Raw genomic sequence first — 13,844 nt, 5'->3', positions numbered from 1 at the left:
TCCCGTCTTGCGGCGGGGCCGGCCAGCTTGTTTCCCTCCCGGATAGATCGTTTGATGCGTCCCCTGGATCCCGTGACATCGAAGCAGCGCGTGGTTTACGGCCTTGCGTTCTTCGTCCTGTTCGTCGCCCTCTGGTCGTGGGCGACCTTCGGCGGCCATGTGTCGAAAGTGTTCCTCGCCAACCCGCTGACCATGGTGCAGGAAGGCTACGACCTTCTGGCGAAGCAGGGGTTCGTCTACGACATCGGCATGACGATCTGGCGCGTTGTCGGCGGCTTTGCGCTGGCCGCCATCATCGCAGTGCCGTTCGGCGTGCTGATGGGCGCCTACAAGCCGGTCGAGGCATTCCTCGAACCCTTCGTGTCCTTCGCGCGTTATCTGCCGGCCTCGGCCTTCATTCCGCTTTTGATCCTGTGGGCCGGCATCGGCGAGCTGCAAAAGCTGCTCGTGATCTTCATCGGCTCGGTGTTCCAGATCATCCTGATGATCGCAGTGACCGTGGGCGCGACGCGGCGCGATCTGGTCGAAGCGGCCTATACGCTCGGGGCCAGCGACCGCGGCATCATCAGGCGCGTGCTGCTGCCCTCCTCCGCGCCCGAGATCGCCGAGATCCTCCGGCTGGTGCTGGGCTGGGCCTGGACCTATGTCATCGTCGCCGAGCTGATCGGCTCGTCCTCCGGCATCGGCCACATGATCACCGACAGCCAGGCGCTGCTCAACACTGGCCAGATCATCTTCGGCATCATCGTGATCGGCCTGATCGGCCTCATCTCGGACTTCCTGTTCAAGGCGTTCAACGCCTGGCTGTTTCCGTGGAGGCTCGCATGACCACGCTGAAGATCGAGCAGGTCTCGCGAACCTTCCCCGCCCGCCACGGCAACGCGCCGACCCGGGCGCTGGAGCCGGCCAATCTCACCATCGGCAACAACGACTTCGTCACCATCCTCGGTCCCTCCGGCTGCGGCAAGTCAACGCTGCTTCGCATCGTCGCTGGCCTCGACCGCCCGACCAGCGGCCGTGTGGTGCTCGACGGCCGCGAGGTGACCGGCCCGGGCGCCGATCGCGGCATGGTGTTTCAGTCCTACACGCTGTTTCCCTGGCTCACCGTGCGCGAGAACATCGCCTTTGGCCTGCGCGAGCGCGGCGTGTCCGAGACGGAGCGCAACAAGATCGCCGACGCTTTCATCCGCCAGGTCGGCCTCACCGGCTTCGAGAACCATTGGCCCAAGCAGCTTTCCGGCGGCATGCAGCAGCGCACTGCGATTGCGCGCGCGCTCGCCAACGATCCGAAGATCCTGCTGCTCGACGAGCCCTTCGGCGCGCTCGACAACCAGACCCGCGCCTTGATGCAGGAGATGCTGCTCGGGATCTGGGAGCGCGACCAGAAAACCGTGCTGTTCGTCACCCACGACATCGAGGAAGCGATCTTCCTCGGCAGCCGCGTCATCGTGATGAGCGCGCGCCCCGGGCGGATCAAGGCCGACATTGCGATCGACCTGCCGCATCCGCGCTCTTACAAGGTCAAGACCACGCCCGAATTCGTCCAGCTGAAGGAACGGCTGGTCGAGGAAATTCGCACCGAGGCGCTGAAGGTTGCCGAACATGCCTGACACCAGATCACTCGTCGACGGCCAGCGCGTGCTCGCCGACCTCAATGCACTCCGTGCCATCGGCGCCTACGAGACCGGCGTGCACAAGCCGACCTTCTCCGAGCCGCACAAGCGCTCGCTGGACTGGCTGCTGCAGAAGCTGGCGGAGGCCGGCCTCGGCGCAGGGATCGACGGCATCGGCAATGTGTTCGGCACGAGCAGCAAAGCCGGACCGAAGCTGCTGGCGGGATCGCATCTGGAGAGCCAGAACTACGCCGGCTGGCTCGACGGCCCGCTCGGCGTCGTCTATGCGCTCGAAGCCGCCCGCGTCCTCAACGCCGATCCCTCGTTCAAGGGCGCGGTCGAAGTCGCCGCCTGGTGCGATGAGGAAGGTCATTTCGGCAGCTTCCTCGGCTCGCGCTCCTATGTCGGGCAAGTGAGCGAAGCCGAGATCGATGCCGCGCGCGACCGCACCAACGGCCGCACCATGCGGGATGCGCTCGCCGACATGGGTCTCGCCGGTCGTGCGCGCGTCGGCGTCGAGCCGAAGCGACACGTCGGATATCTCGAGGCGCATATCGAGCAGGGCGATACGCTCGAGAGCGGCAAGCTCGCGATCGGGGTCGTGACCTCGATCGTCGGCATCTGGCAGTATCGCATCAATTTCGCCGGCGAACAGAACCACGCCGGCACCACCCGCATGGCCGTGCGGAAGGATGCCGGGCTTGCGCTGGCCAAGTTCTGCGTGGCGATCGACCAGCGTTTCCCCGCCGTCTGTGGGCCCCGCACGGTCTGGACCACCGGCCGCATCACGCTCGATCCGGGCGCGCCGAGCATCATTCCGGGCGGGGCCGAAATGCTGTTCCAGATCCGCGACGATGATCCGTCCGTCATCGCACGGCTGGAGGATCTGTTGCGGACGATGGCGGACGAAGTCACCGCGGAGGGCCCTTGCGCCGTCACCGTGACGAAGCTGCGCACCGGTGCTCCCGCCATGATGGACGCCGGCTTCCAGGACGCAATCGAAGCCGCGAGCAAGGCCATGGCTGACGGACGATCGATCAGGATGCCGAGCGGCGCCGGCCACGATGCGCAGATGCTTGCGACCGTGATGCCGGCAGCCATGCTGTTCGTGCCGTCGATCGGCGGCATCAGCCACCATTGGACCGAGAACACCGCCGACGCCGACATCATCGCCGGCGCCGAGGTTTTCGTCGACGCCTGCAAGCGGATACTGAGTGGCTAGAACGACGTGCCGCCGCCGAACCTGAACTCCTGAACCGTGTCGTATTTGCCCTTCGACAGCGGCACGGCGTAGTCGAAGCGCAGCGGGCCGAACGGCGAGGCCCAGATCAGGCCGACGCCGACCGACGACCGCACGACGTTGCCGTCGTCATATTGCAGGCCGCAGGTCGGGCAGGCCTTGGTGTTGACTTCGCCCGTGGCCGACCACGACGTCGGCCCCTGATAACCCCAGAGTGAGCCGGCATCGGCGTAGACGGCGCCCTTCAACCCGACCTCCTTGGGCAGGAACCAGAACGGCATCTGCAGCTCCATGGAGGCGCCCCAGTACTTCGTGCCGCCGAGCGCATCGCCGGTGGCGCCGTAGTTGAGGTAGGTGATGTCGCGCGGACCGATGCCGTTGGAGGCGAAGCCGCGCACCAGGTTCGGGCCCATCTGGAAATGGTCGAGCATACGAAGATCGTTGTTGCCGATCCTGTTGAGGATGCCGCCCTGAAGATGGATCACGTTGACGATGTCGGAGACGAGCGGGGTGTAGTACTTGGTGTCGATCACCGTCTTCAGGTACGTGACGTCGCCGCCCACTCCAGCGAAATCCTGCCTGAAGTCGACCAGCAGACCGTCAGTGGGATTCTTGTTGTTGTCAAGCGTGTTGTAGTTCAGCGTGTAGCCGAGCGACGAGGTCCAGGTCGCGCCGTTCGCCAGCTCCTTCCGGACCGGCAGGCTCGACTCGCCGTCGCCGTAGCAGCCGTAGCCATAGACGCCTGAGCTCGTCGTGTTGGTCGGATCCACACCGCCGAGAACGTTCTTGATGTAGGAAGGCGTCGGGTTGAAGGCCAGCGAGGTGTTGGCCGCGTTGTTGTTACAGTTGTTGTAGGCGCTGGCGAGCGTGATGCTCTGCTGATACAGCGAATAGCGGAGCTGCAGCGAGAGATCCTCACGCAGCGCGAAGCCGAGGCGCGGGGAGAAGCCCAGCGTCGTCACGCCATAGCTCGTATAGCTGTTCGATTTCTGCTCCTTCCAATAAGTGTCGAATCCAAGCGCCAGCCGGTAGTCGAGCAGATAGGGCTCGACGAACGACAGCGATACGCCGCGCGAATACTGGCCGTAGCTGACCGACGCCTTGGCATAGAGCCCCTTGCCGAGCAGGTTGCGCTCGGAGACCGAGACTTCGGCCAGTGCACCGTCGCTCGTGGAGTAGCCGCCCGAGATCGAGAAGTCGCCGGTCGACTTCTCTTCGAGGTCGACGATCAGGATCACCCGGTCGCTGGAAGAGCCGGGCTCGGTGACGATCTTGACGCTCTTGAAGTAGTCGATGTTCTTCAGCCGGCGCTCGGCACGGTCGACCAGCGCACGGTTGTAGGCGTCGCCCTCGGAGATGTCGAATTCGCGCCGGATCACGTAGTCCCGGGTCCGCGTGTTGCCGCGAAGGTTGATGCGCTCGATGTAAGTGCGAGGGCCCTCATCGACGTTGAACACCACGGAGACCGTGTGCGCCGCGAAGTTGCGGTCGCCGCCGGGACGGACCACGGCGAACGCATAACCGCGGCGCGACGCCTCGATCTGCATCTCTTCGGTCGACTTCTCGACCGATTCCACGTTGTAGAGCGAGCCGACACTGACGCGCGACAGGCTTCGCAGCGAGTTCGCGTCAAAATTTGCAATGCTGGAGCGGAAGTCGACGGTGCCGACGCGGTACTGCGAGCCTTCCTCGATCTTGAAAGTGACGTTGAAGCCCTTCTTCTCCGGATCGTACTCGGTCAGCGCGGCCACGACCTGGACGTCGGCGAAGCCGTTCTTGAGGTAGAAGCGCCGGATCAGGTCGCGGTCGGCCTCGACGCGATCGGGATCGTAGATGTCGTTGCTGCCGAGAAAGCTGAGCAGGTTGCTCTCATGCGTCTTGATGACGTCGCGCAGACGCGCGGCCGAATAGGCGCCGTTGCCGATGAACTCGACAGACTTGACCGCGGTCTTGGCTCCCTCCTCGACCGTGAAGACGAGGTCGACGCGATTGTTCGGCTGTTCGATGATTTCGGGCGTGACGCGCACGTCGTAGCGGCCCGAGCGCCGGTAGATCTCGGCGATGCGCAGCGTGTCCGACTGCACCAGCGCCCGCGAGAAGGTTCCGCGCGCCTTGGACTGGATCTCGGCCGAGAGCTGCTCGTCCTTGATCTTCTTGTTGCCCTCGAACGCGATGCGGCCGATCACGGCGTTCTCGACCACCGACACCACGATGCGGCCGCCGGCCTGATTGATCTTTACATCCTGAAACAGACCAGTGCCGATCAGCGCCTTCAGACCGTCGTCGATCGCGGGCTGGTCGAGGCGCCCGCCGGGGCCGGGCCTGAAGTAGGAGCGAATCGTCTCGGCCTCCACGCGGCGGTTACCCTCGACCACGATCGTCTCCGCGACTTGCGCGGCCGCCGGCTGCGGCAACAGCACGACGGGAATTGAACTCGCAATCGACATACCGCTCATCGCCACCGCGACCAGCCAGGCCCGCAAAACCGACATTCCACACCTCAAGAGCACGCACCTGCTCTGAGACGAAACGGCTGTGGCCGCGGTGTGGCTTTGAGATTGCTGTACTGTTTCCGGTCGTTGAATTTGATTGGCGGATCAGCCGCGTGGTCGAGGCGGCCGGACCGGCCGCGCGCACCGTCAGCGTCGAGTGGCTCGATCCTGCAGTCATCGCACGCGCGCCGCCCTCCCGGGCGCGCAGCAACATCGCGCAACGCGCGAATTCTTTACAGGCGCGCGGGCCGGTGCGAGAGGCCACCACATCAGGAACTCGCATGGGGTATTCGCCGATGAGCACGATTGTCATGACCAGAACGGTGTTGCTTCTCTTCCTCGCCTCGACCTTCGCCGCTCATGCCGCAACCACCGGCAAACGCGATCGGCCGCAGGCGACACCGAATGCCGTTTACGAGTACGGTCCGCGCGGCCCCAACCGGTCCTACCAGTCGGGGCCGCGCACCCGCCTCTATGTGAGCAAGCGGTCGTGGCTGGATGGCGGCACCGAAGTGCTGCCCGGCGAACGCAAATTTGCCGACTACGCTTTTCCGCCCGGCACGTCGTTCGCCCGTGGCAACAACAACCGGCCGCTCGATCGCCAGCCGCTCTACCCCGACTCGGATCTCGGCGGATTCGCGCGGAGGATTCCGATTTCGTGGTGAGCGGCGGGCGGCTGACAGCTCCGTCATCCTGAGGTGCGAGGCTTGTGATGCGAAAGCATCGCAAGCGGAGCCTCGAAGGATGCACGGCCGAGGTGCAGCGGGGCCGTCGCCCTTCGAGGCTTACTCTGCAGCGCTACGCGCAGCAGAGCGCGCACCTCAGGGTGACGGTGATGAGGTTGAGCCCGCATCATCGATTTTCAGGCTCTAAAACATAGGACACGCCTTCTCATCCTCGCGGCGCATCTCGCCCGAGTTTTGCTTCTTCTGTCGGCCCTCAAATCCAAGAGGGCGCAGGGAAGACCGGGTGCCGGCGGGCACCCGCGGTCTGCTGCGCGAAAAGCACACGCAGAAGAACCGCACAGCAGCATACAGGTGTCGCCGATCACTCGGCCTTCCCTGCGCGATGGTCGGACGGCTTATGCCGTGCTCTCCCGGGAGCCGAACTTTCCTTCTGGCCTCCCTCGCCCCGCGAATTGACGATGCCGTCTACCCGGTTGGGCTCGCGCACATCTCCGCAAAAGCTTGACCGTAGCAACGACGGTCAGGACCACACGGTTTTGCCGTACGCTTCGGCGCCGTTCGTCCGCACGTAGCCACGGGCTCACAGGGACTACCCGCCCTGCCCTTGACCTCTCGCGCACGACGCTGCCGCGTCCACCGCAGGCCCGGCTCGCAACTCGTGACGACGTACGATCGCCCCTCAAGGATGAGCCGGGATGAAGCGACACATACGTCATTTCCGAATTTCGGTAAAGTGGAATATTTTTGCAGGAATGGGTTGACAGAGCCGCGAAACAGGGCCGAGGTCCAGTCCGGCAGACAGCGTGCCGCCGCCGTCGAGACGCTCCGCAACATCTGTTTACATCCAGCAACATTCGGGCTGCTGAAAGGCCACGATCACCCGGCTAGTGGTTCCAGCCCCTTCCTGCCCCTCCGAGGGCCAAGGGCGCCCCTCCCGGGGCCAGGCCAATGGATCCCAGCCGATTTGATGTCGTCACATTCGTTCCTCGCAATCCCCGTGCCATCCGCAAAGGAGACTCATCGGCCGACGCAATTGCGCGCCGGAGCAGCCTGCCTCGCGCTGATGCTGGCCGGCTGCGCGGTCGGCCCGGAATACGCCGGGCCGCCCAGGCTGGATATGCCCGCGCACTGGAGCGCCAAGCCGGCGTCCCGGCGGCAGACCGGCACACTGGATCGCTGGTGGCTGCGCCTGCGCGATCCCCTGCTCAACCGGCTGATCGAACAGGCCGTCGAAGCCAATCCCGATGTCGCCAAAGCCAAGGCAGCGGTGCGCGAGGCACGCGCAACGGTGCAGCAGACCAGCGCAGGCCTGTTTCCCTCCGTCAGTGGCACGGCGTCAGTGACCGTCGATCGCGCAGGCGATCGTGACCGCGCATGACGGAACGCTGGTGCTGCTCGACAACGCGCCGAAGGGCCTGCGCGTCCGTTTGCAGCTCGCCGCAACCGGCGACGGCCCGCGCGCGTCCCGGACATAAAGTCGCGGCAATCGCAGGGCTAATCGAACGCCTTGCCCCGCTTTCTCCGGAGTTCCCATGCATTCTGCCGACCGGCCGGCGACGCGCCTTGCGACGCGGCTCGCCTTCCTCGTCGCAGGCTTCGGCATCGCGTGCTGGGCGCCGCTGGTGCCGTTCGCGAAGGCGCGGCTCGGCGTCGACGACGGCGTGCTCGGGCTGCTTCTGCTCAGCCTCGGCATCGGCTCGGTGGTCGCGATGCTCATGACTGGCGTGATGAGTGCGCGCTACGGCAGCAAGCCGATCATCCTTGCCGGCGGGCTCGGTCTGGCGCTGGTGCTGCCGCTGCTGGCCGTCGCGAGCTCGCCGGCCACGCTGGCGCTCGCGCTGCTCGCCTTCGGCGCCGCGCTCGGTTCCATCGACGTCGCCATGAACATCCATGCGGTCGAGGTGGAGCGCGACGCGCCACGTCCGCTGATGTCGGGCTTCCATGCACTGTTCAGCATCGGCGGCTTTGCCGGATCGGCGCTGATGACCGCACTGCTCTCGCTGCAGACGGGCGCACTCGCCTCCACGCTGATCTGCGCGTTCCTGATGCTGATCGCGATGCTGTTGACCTGGCCGCGCCTGCTTCGCTCGGTGCAGGTGCAGGACGGACAGCTGTTCGTGCTGCCGCATGGCTCCGTGCTGCTGCTGGCGCTCCTCGGCGCCATCACCTTCCTGGTCGAGGGCGCGATGCTCGACTGGAGCGCGCTGCTCGTGATCGGCGCGGGCCTCGTCTCCGACACGCAGGGCGGGATCGGCTATATCGTGTTCTCGATCGCGATGACGGTGGGACGGCTCGGCGGCGACGCCGTCGTCGCGCGCATCGGCGACCGCATGACACTGATCTGGGGCAGCCTCATTGCGATCGCGGGTTTCGTGGTGCTGCTCACGGCGCCCGTAGCGGCGGTCGCCGTCGCGGGCTTCCTGCTGATCGGGCTCGGCGCCTCGAACCTCGTGCCGGTGCTGTTCCGCCGGGCCGCAAGGCAAACGGTGATGCCGACGGGGCTCGCCGTCGCGGCGATCACGACCGCGGGCTATGCCGGCATCCTGGTCGGTCCTGCCGGTGTCGGCTTCGTCGCACGTCTCGGCGGACTGTCGATGGCATTCTGGATACTGGCTGCGCTGATGGGTCTCGTCACGCTGTCAGCCCGCATCGTCACGCGCCAGCGCGCCTGAGCCGTCTCACAATTTGCTCAGTCCAATCGATCTGATCACCGGTGCCAGGCTCGCCGTCGTCGCCTCGACGATGCGCTGGAATTTGTCCGGGCTTGAATCGCCGTCGGGCTCCAGGCCCTGGGCACGGTAGCTCGCCAGCAGCGCCGGATCGGACATGGCCAGCCGCGTCGCCTGCGCGATCCGGTCGATGATCGCATCGTCGGTGCGCCTCGGTGCGAAGATGCCGAACCAGCCCTCATAGCGAAGATCCGGCATGCCGGATTCGACGGCGGTCGGAATCTCCGGAGCACCGCTCAGCCGTTTCTCGGTGGTGACCGCCAGCAGCCTGACCTTCCCGGCCTCGCCGAGTTCCTTCAATTGAACGGACATCACGCCAATGACGAGCGAGATCTGGCCACTGACGAGGTCGTTGGCCGCCTGCGACATGCCCCGATAGGGCACGTGGACGATATCCAGTGCGCCGGCCTGCTGCTTGAAGGATTCGCCGACCAGATGGTTTCCGGTGGCGATGCCGGGCGTCCCGTAGGAGAGCTTCCCCGGATTGGCCTTGGCGTAGGCGATCAGCTCGCGCAGGTTCGTGACCGGCAGCGACGGATGCACGGCGAACACCAGCGCAGTGCTGATCAGGCGGTAGATGGCGCGGAAATCGTCGACGGAATAGCCGGGATTTGCCGAGGTCAGGGGAATGATGACCTGCGTGGAGCCGTTGCCGAGCAGCAGCGAATAGCCGTCGGGCGCCTCGCGCGCGACCGCGGCCGTCCCGATCGCGCCGCCAGCACCGCCGATATAGTCGACGAAGGTCGGCCCAAGCAGCGACGACATCTTGTCCACCCAGGGACGCCCGATCTGGTCCCCCGCTCCGCCGGCTCCGTAGGGATGCACGAGGCGAATGGGACGAGACGGATAGTCAGCGGTTTGTCCGCTGCGCGGCAGCGCCGCCAGCGCCGCTGCGCCCGATAGCGCATGAACGATCTGTCGGCGCGAGAAGGAAGCCATGGTCGAATTCCGGAAGCCGGTGGTCACTGTCGAGGCGGTCACGCGAGCCTAACCCATTCCGTTTCAAGCGTTATTTCGATGGATCGGCCGACCCAAGCCATGCGCGCAGGGCTGTCAGCCCTGCCCACTGCTTTCCGCCGGTTTACTGTACGCCTCGTTCTGATAGACCATAAAGTAATACCTTTGGACTCCCGTTGCGGGGGCAATGGCGCGTGCCAGACCATCACGAAGACCCGGCCATTTCCTTTGGGCCATTTCGACTGCTTCCGAAGTCCCGGCTCTTGGAGAAGGAGGGCTCGCCGCTCCATGTCGGCGGCCGCGCGCTCGACATTCTCATCTTCCTCGCCGAGCGCCCCGGCGAAGTCGTCGACAAGCGCGAGCTGGTCAAGCGCATCTGGGCCGACGTCAATGTCGACGAGGGCAGCCTGCGCTTCCATGTCGCAGCCTTGCGCAAGGTGCTGGGCGATACCGGCAAATCAGCCCGCTATGTCGTCAATGTGCCCGGACGCGGCTATTGCTTTGTCGCCTCGTTGGCTCAGCCGGCCGCCGCCGCCGCGCAGCCGACCGTCGACATCCTGCCGCCCCGCTCCCTCCCCGCACCGCTCTCGAGGATGGTCGGGCGGGAGGAGATCGTCGAAAAGATCGCGAACGGGCTGTCGCTGCATCGCTTCATGACCGTGGTCGGCCCGGGCGGCATCGGCAAGACCGCCGTCGCCGTCACCGTCGGGCATCGCCGCTCCCAGGATTTCGGCGGGCGCGTCTTCTTCGTCGACTTCGGTCCGCTCAGGGATGCCAGCCATATCGCCACCACCATCGCCTCCGCGCTCGGACTGACCATCAGCGCGGAAGATCCGACACCGGCCCTGCTGACATTTCTGAAGAGCGGCCCGACCCTGGTGATCTTCGACGGTTGCGAGCACGTGCTGGACGCGCTGGCGCCGCTGGTCGAACGCATCGTCCGCGAAGCGCCGCAGCTTCGCGTGCTCGCGACCAGCCGCGAATCGTTCCGGAGCGAGGGCGAGCGCATCTTCCGGCTGTTCCCGCTGGACTGCCCGCCCGAGCGCGAGGGCCTCGATGTCGCCGAGGTGCTCGCCTATCCCGCGGCCCAGCTCTTCGTCGAGCGCATCGCACAGAGCTCGGGTCCGTTCCAGCTGAGCGCCGAAGAGGCCCCGCTGGTCGCCAGCATCTGCCGGCGCCTCGACGGTATTGCGCTCGCCATCGAGCTGGCGGCGGGCCGCGTCAACGCCTACGGTATCGCCGGCACCGCATCCTTGCTCGACAGCCGCTTCTCGCTGCAATGGCGAGGGCGACGCACCGCCGTGCCCCGGCACCAGACGCTCGCCGCAGCGCTCGACTGGAGTTATGATCTGCTGTCTCCGGCCGAGAGCGCCACCCTGCGGCGCCTTTCGGTGTTCGCCGGGCCCTTCGCACCGGAAGCGGCTGCCACGATCGCAGCCGGCGACGGGCTCAGCACATCGGAAACGCTCGAAGGGATCGACAGCCTCGTCGCCAAATCGCTGATCTCGCCGTCAGGCTCGCGGACGCTGCGCTATCGCCTGCTCGACACCACCCGCACCTACGCACACGCAAAGCTCAACGAGCTCGGCGAAACCAGGCAGGTCGCGCGGCGCCATGCGGAGCATTTTCGGGAGTTCTTCGAGCGCGCCGACGCCGACACGTCGACGCCGCTGCCCGAATGGCTCGGCATCTACGGCGCGGAGCTGGACAATGTGCGCGCGGCGCTGGACTGGGCCTTCGCGCCCGACGGCGACACGGCGCTTGGAATCAGGCTGACGGTTGCCGCGGTCACGTTGTGGGTCCGCCTCTCCTTGTTCGCCGAATGCCGCGAGCGCACCCGGACCGCGCTCGCCGCGCTCGGCGACAACGGCGACGACCGGACCCGCATGCAACTGCTGTCGGCACTCGGCTGGTCGCTGATGTATGGCGAGGGCCGCGCCCGTGAGGCGCGCCCGATCCTCGAGACGACATTCGAACTGGCGGAAAAGCTCGACGACAAGGACTTTCGCCTGCGCGCGCTCTGGGGCCTGTCGATCGACCAGTTCAACAACGGACAGTTCGGCAAGGCACGCGCCCTGGCCGATCGCTTTGCCAGCGCCGCCGCGAACTCGCCTGATAGCACCGACGTCATGCTGAGCGACCGGCTGATGGCGGTGGCGCTGCACTATCTCGGTGACCAGAACGACGCGCGCGTTCGGATCGACCGCGTCAGCGCCTCGCTGCACGTGCTCGCGGAGAAGCCGAAGATCTTCCCGCTGGACTTGAGAATATCGACGCAATATTTCCGCGCCCGCATCCTGTGGCTGCAGGGCGAGGCCGATCAGGCCCAGGCGCTCGCCGCCAGAAACATCGAGGAAGGCCGCGCCAACGGCCACGCGCTGACCTTCAGCAGCGTGCTCGGACAGGCCGCCTGCCCGATCGCGTTCTGGGCCGGTGATTTCGACGCCGCGGAGCGCCACGGCGCCGAGCTGCTCGAACACACCGAGCGCCACGCCATCCGTCTCTGGGGTCTGTGGGCGCGAGCCTTCAATGCGGCGGTCATGGCCAGGCGCGGCGATATCGAGACGGGCCTGCCGCTACTCCGCGACGAGCTCAATCGCGCCGGCGATGCACGCTTCCTGCCGCGCTTCCTCCCCCTGCTCGGCGAGCTCGCCGCGTGTTCCGGAGAGGCCGACCAGGTCGACCGCGGCCTCGACGTGATCGAGGACGTGCTGACCCGCTGCAACGACCGGCAGGAGCTCTGGTATCTGCCGGAGCTGATCCGCATCAAGGGCGAGTTGATGCTCAGGAGCGCGCGACATGCAGGCGAGGCCGAAGCCCGCTTTCGCGAAGCCATGGGCATTGCTGCCCAGCAGGGCGCGCGCTTCTGGGAGCTGCGCTGCGCCACCAGCCTCGCGCGGCTGATGATCGGCGCCGGCCAGAATGCGGAAGCTCAGACTCTTCTCGACAATGTCTTCGGCGCGTTTGCCGAAGGCGCTGATATCGCCGACATGCGCATCGCGCGCGATCTGGTCGCTCAATTGCGAAACTGATCGCGCGCCGATGCGCCCTAGCCTCCCACGGCCGCTGCGCGACGCGGCAGCTTCCAGTCGGGGCGGATGAAGTGGCAGGTGTAGCCGTCGGGATAGCGTTCGAGATAATCCTGATGCTCCGGCTCGGCTTCCCAGAACTCGCCGGCGGGCGCGACTTCAGTCACCACCTTGCCGGGCCACAGGCCGGACGCCTCGACGTCGGCGATGGTGTCTTCGGCAACCCGCTTCTGCTCGTCGCTGGTATAGAAGATGGCCGAGCGGTAGCTCGTGCCGAGATCATTGCCCTGGCGGTTCAGCGTGGTCGGGTCATGGATCTGGAAGAAGAACTCCAGCATGGTCCGGAAGCTGGTCTTGGCCGGATTGAAGACGATCTCGATCGCTTCGGCGTGGCCTTCGTGATTGCGATAGGTGGCGTTCTTGACGTGCCCGCCGGTGTAACCGACCCGCGTCGAGATCACGCCGGGCTGCCTGCGGATGAGATCCTGCATGCCCCAGAAACAGCCTCCGGCCAACACCGCGCGCTCTGTCGTCATCTGTCCGCTCCCGATTGGTCGCTCTGTGCGCTTTGCATTTGTCTCAATATAGGCTCTCGGCTGCCTGGCTGAAAGCCAGGGCCCGGTGTCTATCCACCCGGCCTGGAAACCGGATGGACAGGGGGCGCAGCTACGCGGTCAGCCCAGCTTTGCGTCGAGCGTGATCGCGGCGTTGAGCACCTTCGACACCGGACAGTTCTTCTCGGCCTCGCCGGCGATCCTGGCGAAACCTGCATCGTCGAGGTTCGGCACCTTGGCACGCAGGGTCAGCGCGGATTTGCTGATCTTGAAGCCCTTTCCTTCGGGCTCGAGCGTCACAGCCGCCTCGGTCGAGAGCTCGTCCGGCGTGAAACCGGCCATCTGAAGGCCGAACGCCAGTGCCATCGTGAAGCAACCGGCATGCGCCGCCGCGATCAATTCCTCGGGATTGGTGCCCTTCTCGTTCTCGAAACGGGTCTTGAACGAATAGGGCGTCCCGGCGAGCACGCCGGATTCGCTCGACAGATGACCGGTGCCATCGCGACCGGTGCCCTTCCAGACTGCTGTTGCCTTGCGGATCATC

At 65.8% G+C, this 13,844-nt stretch carries 11 protein-coding genes; 7 read left to right on the top strand and 4 right to left on the bottom strand.

What is annotated here, in order from left to right; genetic code table 11:
• Positions 1–54: 54 nt before the first annotated feature.
• The 3 genes from F8237_RS25105 to F8237_RS25095 are packed head-to-tail and all read left to right on the top strand — an operon-like array spanning position 55 to position 2,835.
• Entirely contained in the window at positions 55–828 is a 774-nt protein-coding gene (locus F8237_RS25105) for an ABC transporter permease (protein ID WP_151650662.1), read from the top strand.
• The gene (locus F8237_RS25100) at positions 825–1,610 is read left to right on the top strand and encodes an ABC transporter ATP-binding protein (RefSeq protein WP_162006203.1); all 786 of its coding nucleotides are present in this window, start codon (positions 825–827) and stop codon (positions 1,608–1,610) included. Before F8237_RS25105 ends, F8237_RS25100 begins: the two co-directional genes overlap by 4 nt.
• Entirely contained in the window at positions 1,603–2,835 is a 1,233-nt protein-coding gene (locus F8237_RS25095) for a Zn-dependent hydrolase (protein ID WP_151648865.1), read from the top strand. The genes F8237_RS25100 and F8237_RS25095 overlap by 8 nt, the downstream gene beginning before the upstream one ends.
• On the opposite strand, the gene bamA is transcribed toward F8237_RS25095, so the two are convergent.
• A complete protein-coding gene (gene bamA / locus F8237_RS25090) occupies positions 2,832–5,309 on the bottom strand; it encodes an outer membrane protein assembly factor BamA (RefSeq protein ID WP_374761600.1) in 2,478 nt (825 codons plus the stop codon). The genes F8237_RS25095 and bamA overlap by 4 nt on opposite strands.
• A gap of 317 nt (positions 5,310–5,626) precedes the next feature.
• Between bamA and F8237_RS25085 the strand changes: the two genes are divergently transcribed.
• From F8237_RS25085 to F8237_RS25065, 3 genes are all read left to right on the top strand, one after another.
• Complete coding sequence (locus tag F8237_RS25085; protein ID WP_151650661.1) at positions 5,627–6,010, top strand: hypothetical protein; 384 nt, start codon at positions 5,627–5,629, stop codon at positions 6,008–6,010.
• A 988-nt stretch (positions 6,011–6,998) separates the two neighbouring features.
• Entirely contained in the window at positions 6,999–7,409 is a 411-nt protein-coding gene (locus F8237_RS25070; RefSeq protein WP_244625963.1) for a TolC family protein, read from the top strand.
• Positions 7,410–7,563: 154 nt separating this feature from the next.
• Entirely contained in the window at positions 7,564–8,703 is a 1,140-nt protein-coding gene (locus tag F8237_RS25065; RefSeq protein WP_151648861.1) for an MFS transporter, read from the top strand.
• Positions 8,704–8,709: 6 nt separating this feature from the next.
• On the opposite strand, the gene F8237_RS25060 is transcribed toward F8237_RS25065, so the two are convergent.
• On the bottom strand, positions 8,710–9,699 hold the full coding sequence (locus F8237_RS25060) for a Bug family tripartite tricarboxylate transporter substrate binding protein (protein WP_151650660.1): 990 nt from the start codon (positions 9,697–9,699) through the stop codon (positions 8,710–8,712).
• 212 nt (positions 9,700–9,911) lie between these two features.
• Here F8237_RS25060 and F8237_RS25055 point away from each other — a divergent pair, with 212 nt between their 5' ends.
• Positions 9,912–12,749: an ATP-binding protein gene (locus tag F8237_RS25055; protein ID WP_151648859.1), complete on the top strand. Its 2,838-nt coding sequence runs from the start codon at positions 9,912–9,914 to the stop codon at positions 12,747–12,749.
• A gap of 17 nt (positions 12,750–12,766) precedes the next feature.
• On the opposite strand, the gene msrA is transcribed toward F8237_RS25055, so the two are convergent.
• Entirely contained in the window at positions 12,767–13,282 is a 516-nt protein-coding gene (msrA, locus tag F8237_RS25050; protein ID WP_151648857.1) for a peptide-methionine (S)-S-oxide reductase MsrA, read from the bottom strand.
• 138 nt (positions 13,283–13,420) lie between these two features.
• Complete coding sequence (locus tag F8237_RS25045) at positions 13,421–13,843, bottom strand: OsmC family protein (protein WP_151648855.1); 423 nt, start codon at positions 13,841–13,843, stop codon at positions 13,421–13,423.
• Between the last annotated feature and the right edge of the window lies 1 nt (position 13,844).

Origin of the sequence: Bradyrhizobium betae (assembly GCF_008932115.1) — a bacterium.
Lineage (GTDB): Bacteria > Pseudomonadota > Alphaproteobacteria > Rhizobiales > Xanthobacteraceae > Bradyrhizobium > Bradyrhizobium betae.
This window is presented reverse-complemented; position numbering and strand designations above follow the sequence as displayed.